The organism is Promicromonospora iranensis, from assembly GCF_028994805.1.
GTDB classification, from domain to species: domain Bacteria; phylum Actinomycetota; class Actinomycetes; order Actinomycetales; family Cellulomonadaceae; genus Promicromonospora; species Promicromonospora iranensis.
In genome coordinates, this window is sequence record NZ_JAJQQP010000007.1 from 99796 (window position 1) to 119669 (window position 19874).

Below are 19874 nucleotides of genomic sequence, written 5' to 3' on the forward strand. Positions count from 1 at the left end.
GTGGGGTTCAGTCGACCGGGATGCGGCTTGCCGCCTGGGTGCTGCGGCGGAGCATGTCGGCGCTGAGCCGGATCTCGCCGAGGGCGTGCGCGTCCAGCAGGCGCCGCGCCAGCTTCTCCAGCGCGTCGGGGGCGGCCGCTCCCTTCTCGTCCGCCGCGACCGCGATGCCCTCGCTGCCGGTGACGCCGTAGCGTGCGGCGAACCAGTCCGCGACGGTCACCCCGTGCACGGGCATCTGCACGACGTCGACGGTGTCACCCGCGCCGATCTCGCCGTTCTCGATCACGCGCAGGTAGGCACCCGTGCGGTTCGCCTGCGTGAACCGGCGCACCCAGCGCTGCTCGCCCAACCGACGGCCGAAGGTCTGACAGGGCACGCGCGGCTGCGTCACCTCGAGCAGCGCCGAGCCGATCTGCCAGCGTTCTCCGACCACCGCGCGGTTCACGTCCAGCCCGCGGACGCGCAGGTTCTCGCCGAACAGGCCCGGCGTGACCTCACGGCCCAGCTCCGCCGACCAGAAGTCGGCGTCCTCCTGCGCGTACGCGTAGACGGCCTGGTCCGGTCCGCCGTGGTTCGCACGGTCCGCCTGCACGTCCGCGTACAGGCCGAAGGGCCGGACCTTGACCCGGCCGTCGACCGGGCGCTTGTCGATGGCGGTGACTCCCACCGTGCCGGCGTCGGGGTGCAGGACGTGGACGCGGCAGACCGCGAGGAGCTCAGCCATGCGCACATGCTCCCCTGCCTGCGGCGGCCCTGGCACGTGTCGGGCCCACAGTTCACCCGGGTGACCTGCGGACCCGACACGTGTGCCGTCACCTGCGCTTCGGCAGCGGCAGCGGCTCCATCCACTGGTCGTTGGCCGTGAGGTCGATGCCGTACTCGGCGGCGAACCGCATGCGGGTGCCGGCCAGCACGCCGTCGACCGACTCGTCGAGGTCGTAGACCCGCGCGCCGCGCAGTCGGTTGCGCTCGTCACCCGACAGGCCGTACGTACCGAAGCCCGTGTTGCCCGCGTAGCCGAGCAGCACGCCGTAGTAGTTGCCGGAGTAGGTGTTCACGTGGTCGTGGCCGCAGAACACGCCGCGCACGTCACCCCGGTGCTGGATCGCCGAGAACATGCCCGAGTTGAACGGCCCCGGGCACTCGTCCTCGTTCCGCTCGCCCTCGATGGCGTGGCGGGCCTTGGCGCGCTCCTGGTCGGCGTCGGTCCGCCCGTCCACCGACCCGAACCACATGAACCGGTACTCCCACAGCGGGATGTGGATGAACATGAGGGACGGGACGACGTGCCCGACCTTGCGCTCGAGCTGCACCGACGTGTCGTAGTACCACTTGACCTGGTCCATCCGCAGCCAGTCCCACGTCGGGTAGCCCTCGAAGTCCTGGCCGGCCAGAGTCTCCGGGGCGTACCGGCCGGAGTCGAGCAGCCAGAGGTTGAAGGCCGGCCGGCCGTTGCGGCCCTGGATCAGCAGGTTCGAGTTGCCCTGACCGGTGACGCCGCGCGCCGTCGGACCGTTCACGTTGTAGCGGTACGACCGGTAGAAGGCGAGCATGTCGGCCTCGTCGAGCCCGCTGTTCGGCGTCGAGTCCTCGTCGTGGTTGCCGAAGGTGATGGCCCACGGCACCGACCGCTCCTCCATCGGCTGCACCACGTTGTTCATCGCCTGGTGCATCTCGAGCGGGGTGTCGCAGCCGCCGGTGATGTTGTCACCGTTGAGGATCACCAGGTCGGGCCGCTCGTCGTCGAGCACCGCGCGCATCAGCTCCAGGGTGCGACGGTCCACCTTCTCGTCGTCCTGGGTGTCGTTGAACTGGACGATCTTGAACCTGCCGTCGCGGCCGAACCGGAGCCCGCGCTGCGGGTGCCGGGTGAGCTCCGTGGCGGCCGCGGGCGCCGCCGCCGCGACGGTCGCGGCGCCGGCCGCACCGAGGCCGCTCAGGGACAGGAACGTCCGACGGTCGACGGCGGACGTCCCGCTGCCCGGCGTCCCGCTCTCGGCCGGGTTGATCTCGCTCGGCATGTCGCCGGCTGTCTTCTCACTCATGCCGACGACGATCGAAGGCCCGGCTGGCGGCAGCCCGACCGGCGGGTGGACCCCCGGTGACGGTCTGCTGAATTAGTGTCGGGGAGTCATGGTGAACATCGCGTCGCGGGTGCGGAGCCTCGGAGCGCTGACCACGGTCGTACTCGTGGTCACGCTCGCGATCGCGTCGTCGTCGGCACATTCGCTCCTGGTCGAGAGGTCGCCTGCGGCGGCCGTGGTCGACCTGCTGATCGCCGCTTCCGTCCTGGCGAGCCTTCGGCTTCGCACGACCGCGTTGCTGCTGGGCGTTGCGGCATTCGCCGCGCAGCTTCTCCTGACGACCGACTTCACCGTGACGATGGTGGGGCTGTGCGTCGTCTACCTCTCCGTCGGGCGGAGCGGCAGCAGCGCGCAGCGCGCCCTCGGTGCGGTGTCCGTGGTCCTGATCGTGTGGTTGGCGCTGCTCACGGTCTACTTCGAGGGCGCGGGACCCATGGGTGACGCCATCGAGCCGGTGGGGTTGCCGCCATGGCTCCTGGTGACCCTGGGGATCCTTCTCGGGGCCGGCATGTACCTCGTCCCGATGCTGCTGGGAACGTTGTGGCAGGCGCGGCGTGCGGTGGGACAGAGCACGCGGGAGCGCCATCAGGCCGAGGCCGACCGGGACCTGCTGCGGTTCCAGGCAGCCGTCCAGGGCGAGCGCGCTCGCCTGGCGCGCGACGTGCACGACACCGTGGGCCACGCGTTGACGATCGTGATCGCCCAGTCCCGTGTCATCCAGCGGATCGTCGACCGCGACCCGCACCGTGCCACGAGCGCCGCCGCGACGATCACCGCGGTCGCGAGCGAGGCGCTGGAGGAGATCCGCGGTGTCCTGGCCGGCCAGAGCGCCGAGGAGTGGTTGTCCCGCCAGGACATGCTGGACCTGATCAGCTCGGCCGGGCTGGGCGATCGCATCGATGCCCAGCTCGACGTCGGGCTCCCCCCGCTGCCACCCCCTGAGGGAAGGACCGCGCACCGGGTGATCCAGGAGCTGCTCACCAACGCACTGCGACACGGCGAGGAGGGCGCGCCGATCCTCGTCCGCGGAACCGTCGAGAGGGATCACGTGGTCATCCTCGTCACCAACGTGCTACCCACGGCGCCTCGTGACGGTGTGACCACCGGTGGCTCCGGACTGCCCGGTCTGCGAGAACGGCTCGCCGCGGTCGGTGGGCGCCTCAGGGCCGGACCCACCGCCGGACGGTGGCACAGCGAGGCGCGCATCCCACGGAACCGGTCTGCTTCGGGCGCCGAGGGTCCTCGCCCGCGTGAGGACGACGCATGATCCGGGTGCTGCTGGTGGACGACCAGGCGCTGTTCCGGGTGGCGATCGGCACGTTGATCGACCTGGAGGACGACATCGAGGTCGTCGGGCAGGCGGCTGACGGTCTGCAGGCACTGCGGCTGGTCGACGAGACGGAGCCCGACGTCGTCGTCATGGACGTACGCATGCCGCGGATGGACGGCGTCGAGACGACACGGCGCCTCCTTGCGGCCGGGGCCGCGCGCCGCACCACGCCGCGAGTCATCATCCTGACGACGTTCACCTTCGACCAGCAGGCGCTCCGAGCGGTGCGCCTCGGTGCGAGCGGCTTCCTGCTGAAGGACGTCGACCCGGATCTGCTCGTCGCGGCCATCCGGACCGCTCACCGCGGTGGCAGCCTCATCGCGCCGGGGCAGCTGGAGGACATCTTCGAGCAGGGCGGCCGGGAGCCCGCAGAGCTGCCGCCGGAGTTCTCCCGACTGACCGATCGTGAGCGAGCGGTGCTCGCGCACATCACCCGTGGGCTGAGCAACGCGGAGATCGCGGAACGCGAGTTCGTCTCCGAGTCCACGGTGAAGGGCCACGTCAGCTCGGTCCTGACCAAGCTCGGTCTGCGTGACCGCACGCAGATCGTCGTCTTCGCGTACGACCACGGTGTGATGGCGCCGCGCGAGGAGTAGCCGCAAGTACCGGTCGGACGGTACTTGCGACCGGGGCGGTGCCCGGTGCCGCGTCCATAGTGTCGAGGTCATGAACATGACCTCCTTACCCCGGGCGGTGCTCGAGGCACGGCACGTGCATCGCACCTACGGGACCGGGCCCGCGGCGCTGACCGACGTCAGCGCCGAGTTCCGGGCCGGCAGCCTCACCGCGGTGATGGGCCCGAGCGGATCCGGGAAGTCCACCCTGCTGCACCTGCTGTCGGGGCTCGACGACGCAGACCACGGAGAGATCCGCCTGGGCGAGACCGCGCTCGGCGACCTCGACGAGGACGCCCGCGCCGAGCTGCGTCACCAGCGGATGGGATTCGTGTTCCAGGGCTTCAACCTCCTGCCCGGACTGACCGGGCTGGAGAACATCAGGCTTCCGCTCCGTCTCGGCCGGCGGCCGGCCACCGCCGATCCGCAGTGGGAGACGTACCTGATCGATCTCCTGGACATCGCCGATGCGCTGGACCGTTCTCCGACGCAGCTCTCGGGCGGCCAGCAGCAGCGGATCGCCATCGCCCGTGCCCTGCTCCACCGGCCGGACGTGGTCTTCGCCGACGAGCCGACCGGAAGCCTGGACGTCGCCACGGGCCGGAACGTGCTCGGGCTGTTCTCGTCCCTGGTGCGCGAGCACGGCATCTGCATGGTGATGGTCACCCACGACCCCGTCGCGGCGAGCATGTGCGACCGGGTCCTGGTCCTGCGCGACGGCACGATCGAGCACGACCTCGCCACGACGGCACCGGAAGATCTCGCGCGGCTTCTCATCGGGCACGTGAACGCATGAGCGCACGGCAGGGCGGTCAGCGCGCCACGGGTGCTGCGATGCTGATCTCGGTCACGGGAACCACGATGACGACCGTCGTCCCGGGTATCCAGGCGGACGTCGCCCAGAAGGTCGCCGAGACCCTCTTCGGCGGCATCCCTCTGGTGCAGCTGATCCTCCAGCTGCTGGCCTGGGCGTTCCTCGCCATCGCGGTCGCCACGGCGACGTCGACCGCGACGAACTCGTTCCGCATCGTGCTCGACGCGCGTCTCGAGGAGATCGCGCTGCGGCGCGTGCTCGGCTCGTCCGCGACCCGAGAACGCCGCCGGCTGACACGGTTGAGCAGCCGCATCGGCATCATCGGCGCTCTGCTCGGGATGACCCTCGGCACGCTGATCCTGCTCGCCGTCGCCCCGGGAGCGGTCACCGAGCCCTTCACGGTCCTGTCGATCGTGGTGGGCGCGACGGCGATGGCGCTGGCCACGGTGACCGCGGCAGGCCGAGCCGCACGAGAGGTACTGAGCACGACGGCCATCACGGGCCTCCGCCTGACCCGGGTCGACGAAGCCGAGCGGGCACCGCACACACGGCACGAGGCGGGACGAGCCCTGTTCGCCGGCGGACTGGTCGTCGTCCTGGGCAGCGTTGTCGCCAGCTTGTTCAGCCCGTTCGCGATCCTGGTCGGAGCGCTCGGTGGCGTCGCGATGATGTTCGGCGCTCTCTCCGTCATGGATGTCCTGCTGCCCGCGGTGCTGAAGCTCATCGCCCGCCGCGGCGTCGTGCACGGAGCCGCGGGTGTGGCGATCCAGTCCCTGAGAACGCGCTCGGCCGGCGCGGCACGCGGGGCGACCGGCGTCTTCACCAGTACGGCAGCGGTCACCACGTTCATCGTCGCTCTCGCGACGCTCACGGGGGCGCTCGAGGACTCCTACGCGGGCACGTCCCACGAGGACGCGGCGGTCGGTGTGCTGCACGAGGTCACGGCGCAGTTCGGGCTCGCGACATCGCTGCTCGTGGTGCTCTGCGGCATCGGGCTCTACACCTCCATCACGCACTCGGTACGGCAACGCACGAGAGAGATCGCGACCATCCGCGTGCTCGGCCAGCGCCCCGACGACACCCGCAGGATGCTGCTGGTGGAGGCCGGTGTCCTCACGGCCGGCGCCGCGATCCCGGGCCTCGCGCTGGGAACGTTCACCGGCTGGGCCGGTGCGCAGGACGTCCTGGGCACCGTGCGGGAGCTCGGGCTGCTCGTTCCCGTGCTGCCGTGGCCCTACCTCCTTGCGTGTGCCGTGGGCGCAAGCCTGCTCGTCCTCGTGTCGATGCGGTCCGCCGCGCACCACGTCATCGAGCCCCCTCCCGTACGCGCCCTCGCCACAGCCTGACCTCCCCTCGATGATCAACCAGACAAGGAATCCTCTATGTCCACGTCCCAGCCCTCTGCCGTCCGGCGTCGTACCCGCACCTGGGTCGTCTTCTCCGTCATCGTGGCGATCGGCCTCCTGATGGCAGCCGCTCCACCGGTCATCGAGAGGATCGCGGGACGCAGCATCGGTGCTCTCATGAACGAGTCACAGGGCAACAGCACGTTCAGCCGCTACGACAGCGCCGCCGAGCTCCCCGAGGACGTCGCACCGTCGTGGCTACCTCGCGAGGCACGCGACATCCGGGTCGTGGGAGCCGGGCCGAGCTCCGGAGTACGGGGAGTGCGCATCGACGCCGCCGTCACCTCGACGTCGATACCGTCCACGTGCGTTCCCGCCACGAGCCGGACCATCCCCTGGGACGGCGGCGGGAGCTGGCCCGACCTCGGCTCTGCGACGACCTACACGTGCGACCCGTCCTGGACTCTGGCCGTCACCGGGGACCGCTGGTACCTCTGGAGCTGAACGGCGCTCGGGCCGGGACGTGAGCTCCCGTCAGCCGCGCCGTTCGGCCACCTGCCGGAAGATCCGGTAGACCACCAGGATCACGACGACCAGGCCCGCGGTCGCGGCGATCTGCGGCCGGGCGGCGGCGTCCGACAGCATGAGCCCGACCACCGCCACGAGCGCCACGAGCGTGGCCCACGAGAGCCACGGGTAGCCCCAGGCGCGCAGACGCAGCGCCTCGCCGCGTTCGGCGGCCGCGGCCTCCAGCCGCGGCCGCAGGCGCAGCTGCGAGACGACGATCAGCAGCCACACCACGAGCAGCGCCGAGCCGACGGCGTTGAGCAGCACCCCGAGCAGCGACTCCGGCAGCAGGTAGTTCAGCAGCACCGCGACGACGCCGAAGAAGACCGAGACCAGCACCGCCACCCACGGCACGTCCCGGCGCGAGACCCGGGTCGCGAGCGCCGGCGCGTCACCGCGCCCGCCGAGCGAGAACAGCATGCGGGACGTCGCGTAGACGTTGGCGTTGAAAGCGCTCAGGAGCGCGAGCACCACGACGACCTCCATGAGCCGCGCGGCGCCGTCGAACCCGGCCATCTGCAGCACGGACACGAACGGCGACTCCAGGCGGGCGGCGTCCGTCCACGGGATCAGCGCGACCATGATCGCCACCGAGCCCACGTAGAAGAACAGGATGCGCCAGAGGATGGTGCGGGTGGCCGTGGCGACCGCCGTCTGCGGGTCGCGGGCCTCGGCCGCGGCGATCGTGACGATCTCGATGCCCCCGAAGGCGAACACGACGGTGAGCAGGCCGGCCGCGATGCCGGGCAGGCCGGTGGGCGCGAAGCCGCCGTGCGCGGCCCAGTCCCCCAGGACGCTGCCCGCCACCGGCACGACGCCGGTCACGATGAGCAGGCCCAGCACCAGGAACCCGACGATCGCGGCGACCTTGACGGTCGCGAACCAGAACTCGGCCTCCCCGAACTGGCGCACGCCCACGAGGTTGACCCCGCCGAACACCGCGACGATGACTGCCGCGACGGCCCACTGGGGCACCGCGGGCCACCAGCCGTGCACGATCCCCGCCACGCCGGTGATCTCGACGCCGAGCACCATGACGATCGTGAACCAGTAGAGCCAGCCCAGGAGGAAGCCGGCCCAGCGGCCGAGCGCGGCCTCCGCGTAGACGGAGAAGGACCCGCTCGACGGGAGCGCCGAGGCCATCTCTGCGAGCATCCGCATGACGAGCACCACGATGGCGCCCGCTATCGCGTAGCTGAGGAGGACGGCGGGACCGGCGGCGGCGATGCCGAGGCCGGAGCCGAGGAACAGGCCCGCTCCGATGGCGGACCCGAGGCCCATCATCGTCAGGTGCCGGGGGCGCAGTCCGTGGGCCAGCTCCTGGCTCAGGTCGTCGGTGGTGCTCACGACCGACCACGGTAACCCGAGCGCCGGAGTGCCGGTCCACGGCGTGTGCAGGGACACAGGGTGTGCCGGAGCACAGTGGGTGGCGGAGCACGGCGCGGCCGCGCCGCAGCGGATGTGAGTGGCTCGCCTCCGGTGAGAGACTCGGAGGCGTGACCGACTCTGCACACACCCCCGTGCACGCTGGTGAGGCCCGCCCTGTCGAGGACGAGGACTACGGCCTCGAGACACCCCTGGCCGGGCACCCCGAGCCGCTGCCGCACGTGGTGGTCGTCGGTGGCGGGTTCGCCGGCATGGCAGTCGTGAAGGCGCTGCAGGACGCGCCGGTGCGGATCACCCTGATCGACCGCCGGGTCTACAACACCTTTCAGCCGCTGCTGTACCAGGTGGCGACCGGCGGGCTGAACCCCGGCGACGTGACCTACTTCCTGCGCGGCCTGCGGCTGAAGCAGAAGAACGTGCACGTCGTCCACGAGCACCTCGTGGAGGCGGACCACCAGGCGAAGAAGATCCGTCTCCTGAACGACCACTGGGTCAGCTACGACTACCTCGTCGTGACGGCGGGCGTGACCACCAACTTCTTCGGGACGCCGGGCGCCAAGGAGTACGCGTTCCCCATGTACTCGCGGTCGCAGGCCATGCGGATCCGCGACAACCTCTTCATCCGCCTGGAGAAGGCGGCGAAGTCGAAGCGGCTCGACGACGGCCTGCGCGTCGTGGTCGTGGGCGGCGGAGCCACGGGGGTCGAGGTGGCGGGCGCGCTCGCGGAGCTGCGGACCGCCGGCCTGGCGCCCGCCTACCCGGAGATCCACGGCGACGCCTTCGAGGTCAAGATCGTGCAGCGCGGCGGTGAGATCCTCAAGGCGTTCGCCCCCCAGCTGCGGGCGTACGCCGCGAAGGAGCTGTCCCGGCGCGGGGTCTCGCTGCACCTGGGCGCGGGCGTCGCCGCCGTCGAGCGCGACGCGGTGGTGCTCACCGACGGCAAGCGCATCCACGCCGACCTGACCGTCTGGTCCGCGGGCGTGCACCCGCACGAGGAGGTCTCGGACTGGGGCCTGCCGCAGGACAAGGGCGGCCGTATCAAGGTCGGCGACGACCTGCAGGTGGAAGGGCTGCCCGGCGTCTTCGCGGCGGGCGACATCGCGGTCTCGCCGTCCGGCCTGCCGCAGCTGGCCCAGCCCGCGATCCAGGGCGGCACGGTGGTCGGTCGGAACATCAAGGCGCTCCTCGAGGGCCGCCCCCTGGAGGAGCTGCGCTACGTCGACAAGGGCACCATGGCGGTGATCGGCCGGCGCGCCGCGATCGCCGAGATCAACCTGCCCGGCGGCAAAGCCCTGCGGATCACCAAGGGCCTGGCGTGGCTGGTCTGGCTGTTCGTGCACATCATGTCGCTGATCGGCCCCCGTAACCGGGTCACGACGCTCGCCGGCCTGGTCACCCGCTACGGGTTCCCGTTCCACCGGCGGCCCATCCCGATCGTGGGCGACGTGCCGACCGTGCGGCCGCCCAAGCCCGGGACTTAAGCGTTTCACTTCCTGTTTCTCGCGCGGGCGCGTGGGAGACCCTTCGAGGGCCGTACTCGATGTACACCTCGAAGGGGAGGAACCATGAGACCCACACGCGCGACCATCTCCGGTACCGCAACGGCCGCGATGTTCGGCCTGCTGCTCGTCCCGCTGCTCGCCCAGTCGGCGGGTGCCGCGACGCCCGCCGACCGCGACGCCGGCGCCGGCGCGAACGCCGTCGGCATCCACGTCTCCGGCGGGCAGCTCGTCGAGAGCGACGGATCGCCCCTGCTGCTGCGCGGCGTCAGCCACGCCCACACCTGGTACACCTCGGAGACGGATTCGTTCGCCGACATCTCCGACGCCGGCGCCAACTCGGTCCGGGTGGTGCTCAGCGACGGCACCCGCTGGACGCGCAACGAGCCCGCGGACGTCGCGAACGTCGTCGGCCTGTGCGAGGAGAACCGGCTGATCTGCGTCCTGGAGGACCACGACACGACCGGCTACGGGGAGGAGTCCGCCGCGAGCACGCTCGACACCGCCGCGAGCTACTGGATCTCGCTGCTCCCGACCCTCCGGGGCACCGAGGACCGCGTGCTCATCAACATCGGCAACGAGCCCTACGGGAACAACGCGACGGTCAACGCGAGCTGGGCAGCCGACACGTCCGCCGCGATCCAGCGGCTGCGTGACGCCGGGTTCGAGCACACGATCGTCGTGGACGCGCCGTCCTGGGGCCAGGACTGGCAGGGCATCATGCGGGACTCCGCCGCGGACGTCCTCGCGGCCGACCCGGACGGCAACACCGTCTTCTCCGTCCACATGTACGGCGTGTACGACACCGCGGCCGAGATCACGTCGTATCTCGACACCTTCACGAGCCAGGGCCTGCCGATCATCGTCGGCGAGTTCGGCCACAACCACTCCGACGGCAACCCCGACGAGGACACGATCATGTCGTACACCCGGTCGCAGGGGATCGGCTGGTTCGCCTGGTCCTGGAGCGGCAACGGCGGTGGCGTCGAGTACCTCGACATGGTTGCCGGCTTCGACCCTGCCCAGCGGACCGAGTGGGGCAACCGGGTCATCACCGGGCCGGACGGTCTCGCGGAGACCTCGGTGCGGGCGAACGTGTTCGGCTGCACCCCGTCCTGAGGTCCCGGCCTTGCGCCCTGTATCGACGAGTGTCAACATAGACACATGTCGATACAGGGCGCGAGCGCCGGATCCGCGACGTCGGCCGAGGCGCACGCGATCGGTGCCGACGCCGCCGCCGATCTCGCCGCGACCCTCAAGGCGATCGCCGACCCGCTGCGGCTCCGCATGCTCTCGGCGATCGCCACATCGGCCACCGGCGAGACGACGGCGGGCGAGCTCGCGACACTGACCGCCGTCTCGCAGCCGACCGTCTCGCACCACCTCAAGGTGCTGCGCGAGGTGGGCCTGCTCACGTCGGACCGTCGCGGCACCTGGGTCTGGTACCGCATCGCACCGGCCTACCGGGGCGCGGTCACCACGCTGCTGGACCGGTTCGCGCCGGTAGCCGTCGAGGTCCACGGCGCGCACGCCGCCGCGGCGCACGGCGAGGTCAGCGGGCTCGCCGACGTCGACCCCGCCCTCGACCGGATCGCCGCCTCGCTCGCCGAACGCTTCACCGGGACCCCCCAGCGCGAGTGCTACCGCGTGGTCCGGGAGTCGTACACGGCGCTCGCCCGCCGCGGCGGCAACGCCGCCCACCTGGTCCCGCTCACCGAGCACTTCGCGCGGCAGCGCATCATCGACGCCGAGAAGGCACGTGCGGGGACGGAGACGCACCTGCCCCAGGTGCTCTTCGTGTGCGTGGCCAACGCCGGACGGTCGCAGCTGGCCGCGGCCCTGCTGCAGCACTACGCCGGCGACCGGGTGGTGGTCCGGTCCGCCGGCTCCGCCCCCGCGAGCGACGTGCACGCGGCGGTGCGCAGCATCCTCGACGAGCTCGGCGACCCGGCCGCCGCGGACGCCGTCGACGACGTCACGCGCTTCTATCCCAAGCCCTTGACCGACGACGCCGTCCGCGCCGCCGACGTCGTGGTGACCATGGGCTGCGGTGACGCGTGCCCGGTGCTGCCGGACAAGCGGTACGAGGACTGGGCGGTGGGTGACCCGGCGCTCGCCTCCCCCGCCGGCGTGGCCGCCATCCGCGACGAGCTGGACCAGCGGGTGCGCGACCTGCTCGCCTCCTTGCTGCCGACCGACGGAACCCTGACGACCGAAGGAACCCGATGACCGCCACCCGCCCGCCGGACGCCCCGCTGAAGATCGTCATCGTCGGCTCGGTCGCCGCCGGCACGTCGGCCGCCGCGAAGGCCCGCCGCAACACCGAGACCGCGCGGATCACCGTGTACGAGCGCGACCACGACATCTCCTACTCCGGCTGCGGCCTGCCCTACTTCGTGGGCGGCGAGGTCGCCGACATCGACGACCTCACTCCGCGGGACCCGGCATGGTTCAAGGCCCGGTACGACGTGGACGTGCGCACCGGGCACGAGGTCGTCGCGGTCGACACCGCCGCCCGGACGGTGACCGTGCGGGACCTGGCCACCGGCCGCACCTTCGTCGACACCTACGACGAGCTGGTGCTCGCGACCGGTGTCCGTGCCGTCGTCCCGCCGATACCCGGTGCGGGCTCGACCGGCGTGTTCTCCGTGCGCACCCCGACCGACGCCCGCGCCATCCGGGCCTGGATCGAGGACAGCGAGTCCCGGGGCCGGCCCGTGCGGCACGCGGTGGTGGTCGGGGCCGGCTACATCGGGCTCGAGATGACCGAGCAGCTGACGGCCCGCGGCCTGGCGGTGACGGTGGTCGAGGCGGCCGACCACACCATGCCCCGGATGGACGCGGACATGTCCGCGCGGGTGGACGCCGAGGTCCGCAGGCACGTCCGCGAGCGCGGCGGTGACCTGCTGCTGTCGACGAAGGTCACCGGCATCACGGCGGACGACGGCGGGGTGACCGGCGTCGGCGTGGCGCGCGAGCAGGCTGCCGAGCACCTCGACGCCGAGCTGGTGATCGTCTCGGTCGGCGTCCGGCCCCACGTGAACCTGGCGGAGCAGGCAGGCGTCGAGCTCGGCCCGACGGGCGCGATCGCCGTCGACCGGCGGATGCGCACGAACGTGGAGCACGTGTGGGCGGTCGGGGACGTCGCCGAGTCGTTCCACGTCATCACGGGCGAGCCCGTGTGGGTGCCGCTGGGCTCCACCGCGAACAAGATGGGCCGCATCGCGGGTGACGCGATGACCGGCGGGCCCCTGGAGCACCGCGGCATCCTCGGCACGTCGATCGTGCGGGTCTTCGACCTCGGGGTGGCCCAGACGGGGTTCACCGAGACGCAGGCCCGCGCCGCCGGGTACGACGTCGAGGTGCTGCACAACATCAAGCCCGACCGTCCGGAGTACCTGGGCGGCACGCCCCTGGTCATCAAGGCGGTCGCGGACCGGGCCACGGGGCGGCTCCTGGGCGCGCAGGCGATCGGGGCGTCGGGGGCGGACAAGCGCATCGACGTGCTGGCCACGGCGATCACCTACGGGGCCGACGTCGCCGACCTGTTCCACCTGGACCTCGCCTACTCCCCCACCTACGCCACCACCAAGGACCCGGTCCACTACACCGGCATGGCGCTGACGAACGCGGTCCACGGACAGGCGCCGCTGGTCACCCCGGCCGAGCTGGACCGGCGCCGGTCCGACGGCGAGCGCATCCAGGTGGTGGACGTGCGTTCGGCGAAGGACCGCGCGAGGTCCTCGGTGCCCGACTCCGTGCACATCCCGCTGGCGGAGCTGCGGCAGCGGGCGGGCGAGCTGGACCCCGCACTGCCCACGCTGACCTACTGCAACAAGGGTGTGACCGGGAACGCGGGCCAGAACGTGCTGCGCAACCTCGGGTTCACCGACGTCGCGAACCTGTCGGGCGGCAACCAGGGCTACCAGCAGCACCGTCAGCACACCCCACGAGCCACTCCGGAGACCCCCGTGCCCGAGACGTCCACCCCCCGCAAGCCGTCAGCCCTGTTCGTCTGCGTGCACAACGCGGGCCGGTCCCAGATGGCCGCCGGGTTCCTGCGGGCGCTCTCCGGCGGCGCCGTCGAGGTGCGCTCCGCCGGCTCCATGCCCGCCGACCAGATCAACCCGGTCGCCGTGGAGGCCATGCTCGAGGTGGGCATCGACATCCGCGACGAGACGCCCAAGATCCTGACCGACGACGCGGTCGAGGCCTCGGACGCCGTCATCACCATGGGCTGCGGCGACGCCTGCCCGTTCTACCCCGGCAAGAACTACCAGGACTGGGAGCTCGACGACCCGGCAGGACAGGGCATCGAGGCGATCCGTCCCATCCGCGACGAGATCGAGCGGCGGGTCCGCGGCCTCCTCGCGGAGCTCGGCGTCCAGCCCGTCGCATGAGCGCGCCCGCGAGCGCGCCGGCAGGCGCACCGGTGGACGCACCGGTGGACGCACCGGTACGCGCACCGGCCGACGCACCCGGGAGTGTCCGCGCCGTTCTGTGGCGGCGGGCGCTCGGCGAGCTCCTCGGGACGGGGATGCTGGTCGCCGTCGTGGTCGGGTCCGGCATCGCCGCGGCGAACCTCTCGCCCGACGACGTCGGGCTGCAGCTGCTGGAGAACTCGATCGCCACCGCGCTCGGGCTGGCCGTGCTGATCGCGGTGCTCGGACCGCTGAGCGGGGCGCACTTCAACCCCGTGGTGACGCTCGCGGACTGGGTCCTCGGGCGCCGCGACCCGGCGGGGCCGCGCCTCGGCGACCTGGGCGCGTACCTCGCCGCGCAGGTGAGCGGCGGGATCGGCGGCGCGCTGCTGGCGAACGCGATGTTCGGCGAGCCGACGACTCTCGCGACCACCCAGCGGGTGTCTGGCGCCACGCTCCTCGCCGAGGTGGTCGCGACGGCGGGCCTCGTGCTGGTGATCCTCGGGCTGCTGCGCGCCGGTTGCGACACGCTGGTCGCCCCGGCGGTGGGCGCCTACATCGGTGCCGCCTACTGGTTCACCAGCTCGACGTCGTTCGCCAACCCCGCGGTCACCGTCGGCCGCATGTTCAGCGACACCTTCGCGGGGATCGCCCCGGGCTCGGTGCTCCCGTTCGTGCTGGCGCAGCTGGTCGGCGGAGCGGTCGGCGTCGGCCTGGCGGCGCTGCTGTACCCGGCGCGGTCCGAGGCGGCCGCCCGCTCCTGACCCCGCCACCCCGCCGAGGTAGACACTCAGCGAAGCAGTCAGGCAGCGAGGTAGTCAGGCCTGCTGACTACCTCGCTGCCTGACTACCTCGGCGGGTGATGGGTCAGTCGCCGGAACGGCCGTGGACGACACCCGTGCTGAATCCGACGGATCCGGCCGGCGCAGCGCCTACCGGGACGGCGTCGGCCGGCGCCGTGCCGATCGAGACCTGCTGCGGCCCTGCCGACGTGCCGCAGCACGAGCCCTGCCCGGCCGCGGCGAGCTCCTCGGGCGAGACGATGCCGTTGGCGTCGGCGGCCATCGCGAGGTCGGACGAGCAGACGCCGGTCTCCGGCAGGTCCAGCTCGACGGCGTCGGCCGCCGCGCGGTCGCCCGCCAGCGCCGCGGCGATGGAGCGGACCTGCTCGTAGCCGGTGGCGAGGAGGAAGGTCGGCGCCCGGCCGTACGACTTCATGCCGACCAGGTAGAACCCGGCGTCCGGGTGGACCAGCTGGGCCTCGCCGTGCGCGGGGACCGTGCCGCACGAGTGGAAGTTCGGGTCGATGAGCGACGCGATCTGGCGCGGCGCCTCCACCACGGGGTCGAGGTCGAGGCGGACCTCGCGCAGCATCGCCAGGCCCGGGCGGAAGCCGGTGGCCGCGGCGATGGAGTGCACCGTCAGGTCGAGGGCGCCGTCGTCGCCGTCGCGGCGCGCGGAGCCGAGCACCCGCACGGTGTCGCCCGCACCGTCGGCGGAAGTCTCCAGGCGGTCGATCGCCACGCGGGTGAGCAGCTCCACCCGACCGGCCTCCACCGCGTCGCGCAGGCGCGTGCCGAGCAGCCCCCGGGCCGGCAGCTCGTCGCCGGTCCCGCCGCCGTACAGGCGGCGCGGCGAACCGCCGCGGATGGCCCAGGTGATCCGGGTGCCGGGCGCCTGCTCGGCGAGCTCGACGAGGCTCAGCAGGGTGTTGGCCGCCGAGTGCCCCATGCCGACCACGAGGGTGTGCCGGCCGGCGAACCGTTCGCGGTCGCGGCCGAGCACGTCCGGCAGCCCACCTGCGAGGTACCTCGCCGCATCGGGCTCGCCCAGCGTCGGCAGGCCGGACGTCCCCAGCGGGTTCGGCTGGTCGAACGTGCCGGACGCGTCGAGCACCGCCTGTGCCCGGATCTCCTCGACGCCGGTGGTACCACCGTCGATCCGGACCAGGTACGGAAGGCGCTCGCGCCCGAGCGAGCGGGAGCGGTCGGCGCCGTCCTTCGTGACGGCGAGCACGCGCGTCCCGTAGCGGATCTGAGCGCCCGCACGCTCGACGAGCGCCCCGGCCAGCGGTGCGAGGTACTGCTCCACGAGCTCGGCGCCCGTGGGCAGCGCGTCCGGCTCGGGCTCGGTCCACCCCGGCGTCGTGCCGCTGCCCGCGCTCGGCACGGAGGTGAGCAGCCGGCGGGCGGCGGCGTCGACGTCGTACCGCCACGGCGAGAAGAGGCGCACGTGGCCCCACCGCCCGACGGCGGCACCGGGGCCGCCCCCGGCCTCCAGCACCAGGGGTTCGAGCCCACGCTCGGCGAGGTGCGCTGCGGCCGCCAGGCCCACCGGGCCGGCGCCGATCACGACGACCGGCAGGTTCTGCGCTGTAGTCATTCCCGTCACCATCTTCTCTGTCAGCTCTGGTCAGATCGAAGAGTCTCGATGCGTTGCTGGAGTGAACATATCCAGAAACTTCGATGCGTGGCAAGATGGGGGCATGACGACGATCGCACTCGAGCTCGCGCCTGCCGCTCCGACGTCCGGCCCGTGCTGCGCGCCGCTCGTGCGCGAGGCGACCGACCCGGCGGCCGCCGCCGACCTCGCCCGCTCCTTCAAGGCGCTCGGTGATCCCACGCGCGTGCGGCTGCTCTCGATCGTCGCCGCGCACGACGGCGGTGAGGCCTGCGTGTGCGACCTCACCGAGCCCGTGGGGCTGAGCCAGCCCACCGTGAGCCATCACCTGAAGATCCTGGTCGACGCCGGTCTGCTCGCCCGGGAGCAGCGCGGCAAGTGGGCCTACTACTCGGTGGTGCCGGGTTCGCTCGACCGGCTCGGTGCGCTGCTCAGCGAAGCAGCGAGGTAGCCTCGCTCCTGGCGCTCGGCCACCCCGCCGTCGGCCAAGGAGACCCCCATGACCCCGGACGAGCTGCGCTCCGCGCAGAAACTGGCGATGGCCAACCCTGAGCGGTTGCGCCTGCTGGCTCGTATGCTCACGCACCCCGCCGGCCGGGCGACCGCGGCGGACCTCGTGCGGTTCCCGGCGCCCGACGAGCTGCCGCGAGGCGCCGAGGCACTCGACGTCGCGGAGGCGGAGCAGGAGCTCGACGCGCTGGCCGCGGTGGGCCTGGTCGCCGTCGTCGGACCGGCGCCGGCGAACGGGCCCGTGCCCGACGGGCCGGTCGACGGGCCCGGCCGCCCGCCCGCGCCGCTGTACCGGGTGTCCGCGCGGGGTATCTCGCGGTTCGGCGCGGCAGCCCTGGCGGCGCCCCGGCACCCGGGCGACGCAGCACTCGACGTGCACGACCACGAGGTGCTCCTCGCCCGGCTGACCGAGTCCCTCTCCGCCGAGTTCGCCGCGAACGCGGGTGCGGAGACGGTGGATCGGCTCGTGCGCGAGTGCTATTCGTCGCTGAGCGAGCAGATCGGGCACTTCCAGCACCTGCCCGCCCTGACCGCGTGGCTCGCCACCGACCGCCTCGCCGCCATGACCGAGGTGACGCACGGCTCACCGCGGGACGTGCTGTTCGTCTGCGTCCACAACACCGGCCGGTCCCAGATCGCGGCTGCGGTCACCCGACGGCTGGCCGGCGACCGGATCCGCGTGCGCACCGCCGGCACACGTCCGGTGACCGAGCCCAGCGCGATGACGGAGACGGTCCTGGCGCGCCGCGGCCTCGACGGACTCATCGAGTTCCCGCGGGAGCTCACCGACGACATCGTGCGCGCGTCCGGTGTGATCGTGACCATGGGCTGCGGCGACTCCTGCCCCGTCTACCCGGGACGGCGCTACCTCGACTGGCCGCTCGACGACCCCGCGGGCCGGCCGATCGAGGAGGTCGAGCGGATAGTCGACGACATCACCGCCCGGGTCCGGACGCTCCTCGCGGAGATCGACGCCGCTGCCGAATCGGTGCAGGGCGACGCCGCCGATGCGGACCCGGCGGGCGACCGACGTGCCTCGGCGCCCCGCGGCCAGTCGCCGCAGGCGGCGCGGAGCGAGTGGCCCACGGTCGCGTCGGCTCTCGACGCGAAGGGTCAGCGGAAGGCGCGATAGCCGGTCGGCTCGACGTCGGAACCCCACGTCTCGAGCGCGCCCAACCTATTCACAGGCCTGTGCACAAAGCCTGTGGATAACTACGGCGGACGGTCCGCGCGACGTCGTCGCAGGTGGCTTCCGTGGGCGGCGGCGTCGCTGGGCCGTGCAGTGGGGAGTGTCAGTGGCTCGGTGCACAGTGGTGACACGAGCATTCTTGAGACGACCTCTTGAAGGGCTGAGTCATGACCGAACCAACTTCCGCCGACCCCGCGGCCGCCCGGCCCGCTTCGGACGGGATCGGCACCCTGGACACCGTGGTCCTGGACGTCCCCGACCTCACGGTCGAGGCGAACTTCTGGAAGGCACTGCTGGACGGCACGGTGTCGAAGGCGGACGACGACTGGATCACCGTCGTCACCCCTGACCGGTGGGGCGTCGCGTTCCAGCTGGCGCCCGACCACGTGCCGCCGCAATGGCCGGGGCAGGAGCACCCGCAGCAGGCACACCTCGACCTCTACGTCCCCGACCTGGCGGCCGGGAGCGCCCGTGCGGTGGAGCTCGGGGCCACCGTGCTTCGGGAGGGCGAGCAGTGGATCACTCTCGCCGACCCGGCAGGGCACCCCTTCGACGTGTGCCTCAAGGAGGACGCGGACGGCGTCACTGTCATGGGCGCCACCTTCGACTGCCCTGATGCGTCGGCGCTGGCCCAGTTCTGGTCCGGTGTCGTGGGCGAGCCGGTCACCTACGACGCCGACGGTGTCGCCATGCTCGGTGGGCCCAAGCCGCTGCTCTTCCAGTCCGTGGAGGGGTACAACGCGCCGCGGTGGCCCGATCCCGCGTACCCGCAGCAGCTCCATCTCGACATCGAGGTACCCGACCTCGACGCCGGCGAGGCGGCGGTCCTGGCCCTGGGTGCGACGCGCCTTCCGGGCCAGGACGAAGGTTTCCGGGTGTTCGCCGATCCGGCGGGTCACCCGTTCTGCCTGGTGCGCTGACTCAGTCGTGCACGAGGGCCGGGTGGTCCGGGTGGTCGACCCGGACCACCAGGTCCGGCCTGCCCTCGATCTCCTCGGCGTAGCGCTCGTAGGCGGGTACCGTCCAGGCGGTGTCGGGCGATGTCCGACGCCGGAGCGTCGCGGCCTTGAGCGAGAGATGCACGACGAGGTCGACGTCGAGCCCTCGACCGACGGCGAGCGCCCCGTCGAGCACGAGGACGGTCCCGGGCGCCACGGGCGCGTAACCGACCCGGGTGGCGCGGTCCGTGTCCGGGTCGCGCAGGCTGGGCAGGTACTCCCGTCGGTCGACGGCGCGGGTCAGCACCTCACGGTTCAGCGCGCCGACGTCGATCCAGCCGTCGAGCAGGCTGTCCGGGTCCTCACGTCCTCGTTCGAGGCGCAAGGAACGAGGGCGGAGAAAGTCCCTGACACCGACCCGGCCCGTGGGGCGGCCGGCGGCCTCGAGCGGCGCGACCAGCGCATCGGCCAGCAGCTCGGGGTGCGTCGACGGGTGACCGTCCACGAGCAGACGGAGCGCCGGGCCAGGTTCCCGTCGGCCCGACGGGCCGTCGACCCGCTCTGCCGACACCTCGGCCGGACCTGCCGTGTGGGCAAGGACGAGATCAGTGATCCGCTCGACGAGCAGCACCTCGCTGACCGGTTCTACGCGTGTGCTCATCGTGGAACGACTCTACGGCGTGCGCACGACGCAGCGGCCGGTGGTCCGACCGGTCCGAGGCCCGACCGGCTCAGGTGAGATGAGCGAGCCCGACCACAGGGCACGCTGTCGCCCC

The 19874-nt window shown here is 72.2% G+C and carries 18 protein-coding genes and 1 pseudogene; 14 read left to right on the forward strand and 5 right to left on the reverse strand.

From position 1 onward, the window contains the following. Window positions 1-7: 7 nt before the first annotated feature. Both LUM46_RS13300 and LUM46_RS13305 read right to left on the reverse strand, forming a co-directional pair. Complete coding sequence (locus tag LUM46_RS13300; RefSeq protein ID WP_274994514.1) at window positions 8-724, reverse strand: MOSC domain-containing protein; 717 nt, start codon at window positions 722-724, stop codon at window positions 8-10. Between the two features lie 88 nt (window positions 725-812). Further along, complete coding sequence (locus LUM46_RS13305; RefSeq protein ID WP_274994515.1) at window positions 813-2045, reverse strand: metallophosphoesterase family protein; 1233 nt, start codon at window positions 2043-2045, stop codon at window positions 813-815. A gap of 88 nt (window positions 2046-2133) precedes the next feature. On the opposite strand from LUM46_RS13305, the gene LUM46_RS13310 reads away from it, so the two are divergent. From LUM46_RS13310 to LUM46_RS13330, 5 genes are all read left to right on the forward strand, one after another. Next, complete coding sequence (locus LUM46_RS13310; RefSeq protein ID WP_274994516.1) at window positions 2134-3351, forward strand: sensor histidine kinase; 1218 nt, start codon at window positions 2134-2136, stop codon at window positions 3349-3351. Further along, window positions 3348-4010, forward strand: coding sequence for a response regulator (locus LUM46_RS13315; protein ID WP_274994517.1), 663 nt, complete (start codon window positions 3348-3350; stop codon window positions 4008-4010). The genes LUM46_RS13310 and LUM46_RS13315 overlap by 4 nt, the downstream gene beginning before the upstream one ends. Before the next feature lie 76 nt (window positions 4011-4086). Next, window positions 4087-4824, forward strand: a complete 738-nt coding sequence (locus tag LUM46_RS13320; protein ID WP_274994518.1) for an ABC transporter ATP-binding protein — start codon at window positions 4087-4089, stop codon at window positions 4822-4824. Continuing rightward, the gene (locus tag LUM46_RS13325) at window positions 4821-6188 is read left to right on the forward strand and encodes an ABC transporter permease (RefSeq protein WP_274994520.1); all 1368 of its coding nucleotides are present in this window, start codon (window positions 4821-4823) and stop codon (window positions 6186-6188) included. The genes LUM46_RS13320 and LUM46_RS13325 overlap by 4 nt, the downstream gene beginning before the upstream one ends. A gap of 36 nt (window positions 6189-6224) precedes the next feature. After that, window positions 6225-6692: a hypothetical protein gene (locus LUM46_RS13330; RefSeq protein WP_274994521.1), complete on the forward strand. Its 468-nt coding sequence runs from the start codon at window positions 6225-6227 to the stop codon at window positions 6690-6692. A gap of 30 nt (window positions 6693-6722) precedes the next feature. On the opposite strand, the gene LUM46_RS13335 is transcribed toward LUM46_RS13330, so the two are convergent. Continuing rightward, entirely contained in the window at window positions 6723-8102 is a 1380-nt protein-coding gene (locus tag LUM46_RS13335) for an amino acid permease (RefSeq protein WP_274994522.1), read from the reverse strand. A 149-nt stretch (window positions 8103-8251) separates the two neighbouring features. Between LUM46_RS13335 and LUM46_RS13340 the strand changes: the two genes are divergently transcribed. The 6 genes and pseudogenes from LUM46_RS13340 (at window position 8252) to LUM46_RS13365 (ending at window position 14825) form a co-directional block, all read left to right on the forward strand. Further along, window positions 8252-9622 (forward strand): NAD(P)/FAD-dependent oxidoreductase, encoded by a 1371-nt coding sequence (locus LUM46_RS13340; protein WP_274994523.1) that lies wholly within the window; start codon window positions 8252-8254, stop codon window positions 9620-9622. Between the two features lie 84 nt (window positions 9623-9706). Next, the gene (locus tag LUM46_RS13345; protein ID WP_274994524.1) at window positions 9707-10759 is read left to right on the forward strand and encodes a glycoside hydrolase family 5 protein; all 1053 of its coding nucleotides are present in this window, start codon (window positions 9707-9709) and stop codon (window positions 10757-10759) included. A gap of 45 nt (window positions 10760-10804) precedes the next feature. Then, a complete protein-coding gene (locus LUM46_RS13350) occupies window positions 10805-11869 on the forward strand; it encodes a metalloregulator ArsR/SmtB family transcription factor (protein ID WP_274994526.1) in 1065 nt (354 codons plus the stop codon). Continuing rightward, window positions 11866-13560: pseudogene (locus LUM46_RS13355) on the forward strand (FAD-dependent oxidoreductase); the annotation flags it as partial. The gene LUM46_RS13350 and the pseudogene LUM46_RS13355, both read left to right, overlap by 4 nt. Window positions 13561-13611: 51 nt before the next feature. After that, window positions 13612-14040 (forward strand): arsenate reductase ArsC, encoded by a 429-nt coding sequence (locus tag LUM46_RS13360; RefSeq protein ID WP_274994760.1) that lies wholly within the window; start codon window positions 13612-13614, stop codon window positions 14038-14040. After that, a complete protein-coding gene (locus LUM46_RS13365; RefSeq protein WP_274994527.1) occupies window positions 14037-14825 on the forward strand; it encodes an aquaporin in 789 nt (262 codons plus the stop codon). Before LUM46_RS13360 ends, LUM46_RS13365 begins: the two co-directional genes overlap by 4 nt. A 103-nt stretch (window positions 14826-14928) precedes the next feature. Here the strand turns inward: LUM46_RS13365 and LUM46_RS13370 are convergent, their stop codons facing one another. Continuing rightward, window positions 14929-16443 (reverse strand): FAD-dependent oxidoreductase, encoded by a 1515-nt coding sequence (locus LUM46_RS13370; protein WP_274994529.1) that lies wholly within the window; start codon window positions 16441-16443, stop codon window positions 14929-14931. Window positions 16444-16546: 103 nt separating this feature from the next. Here LUM46_RS13370 and LUM46_RS13375 point away from each other — a divergent pair, with 103 nt between their 5' ends. The 3 genes from LUM46_RS13375 to LUM46_RS13385 all read left to right on the forward strand — a co-directional run bounded on the left by LUM46_RS13375 (window position 16547) and on the right by LUM46_RS13385 (window position 19080). Next, window positions 16547-16912 (forward strand): ArsR/SmtB family transcription factor, encoded by a 366-nt coding sequence (locus tag LUM46_RS13375; RefSeq protein WP_274994530.1) that lies wholly within the window; start codon window positions 16547-16549, stop codon window positions 16910-16912. 48 nt (window positions 16913-16960) lie between these two features. Further along, window positions 16961-18103 (forward strand): arsenate-mycothiol transferase ArsC, encoded by a 1143-nt coding sequence (locus tag LUM46_RS13380; RefSeq protein ID WP_274994531.1) that lies wholly within the window; start codon window positions 16961-16963, stop codon window positions 18101-18103. A 224-nt stretch (window positions 18104-18327) separates the two neighbouring features. Next, entirely contained in the window at window positions 18328-19080 is a 753-nt protein-coding gene (locus tag LUM46_RS13385; protein ID WP_274994532.1) for a VOC family protein, read from the forward strand. A 1-nt stretch (window position 19081) separates the two neighbouring features. Here the strand turns inward: LUM46_RS13385 and LUM46_RS13390 are convergent, their stop codons facing one another. After that, a complete protein-coding gene (locus LUM46_RS13390; RefSeq protein ID WP_274994533.1) occupies window positions 19082-19759 on the reverse strand; it encodes a nucleoside/nucleotide kinase family protein in 678 nt (225 codons plus the stop codon). Window positions 19760-19874 lie beyond the last annotated feature (115 nt).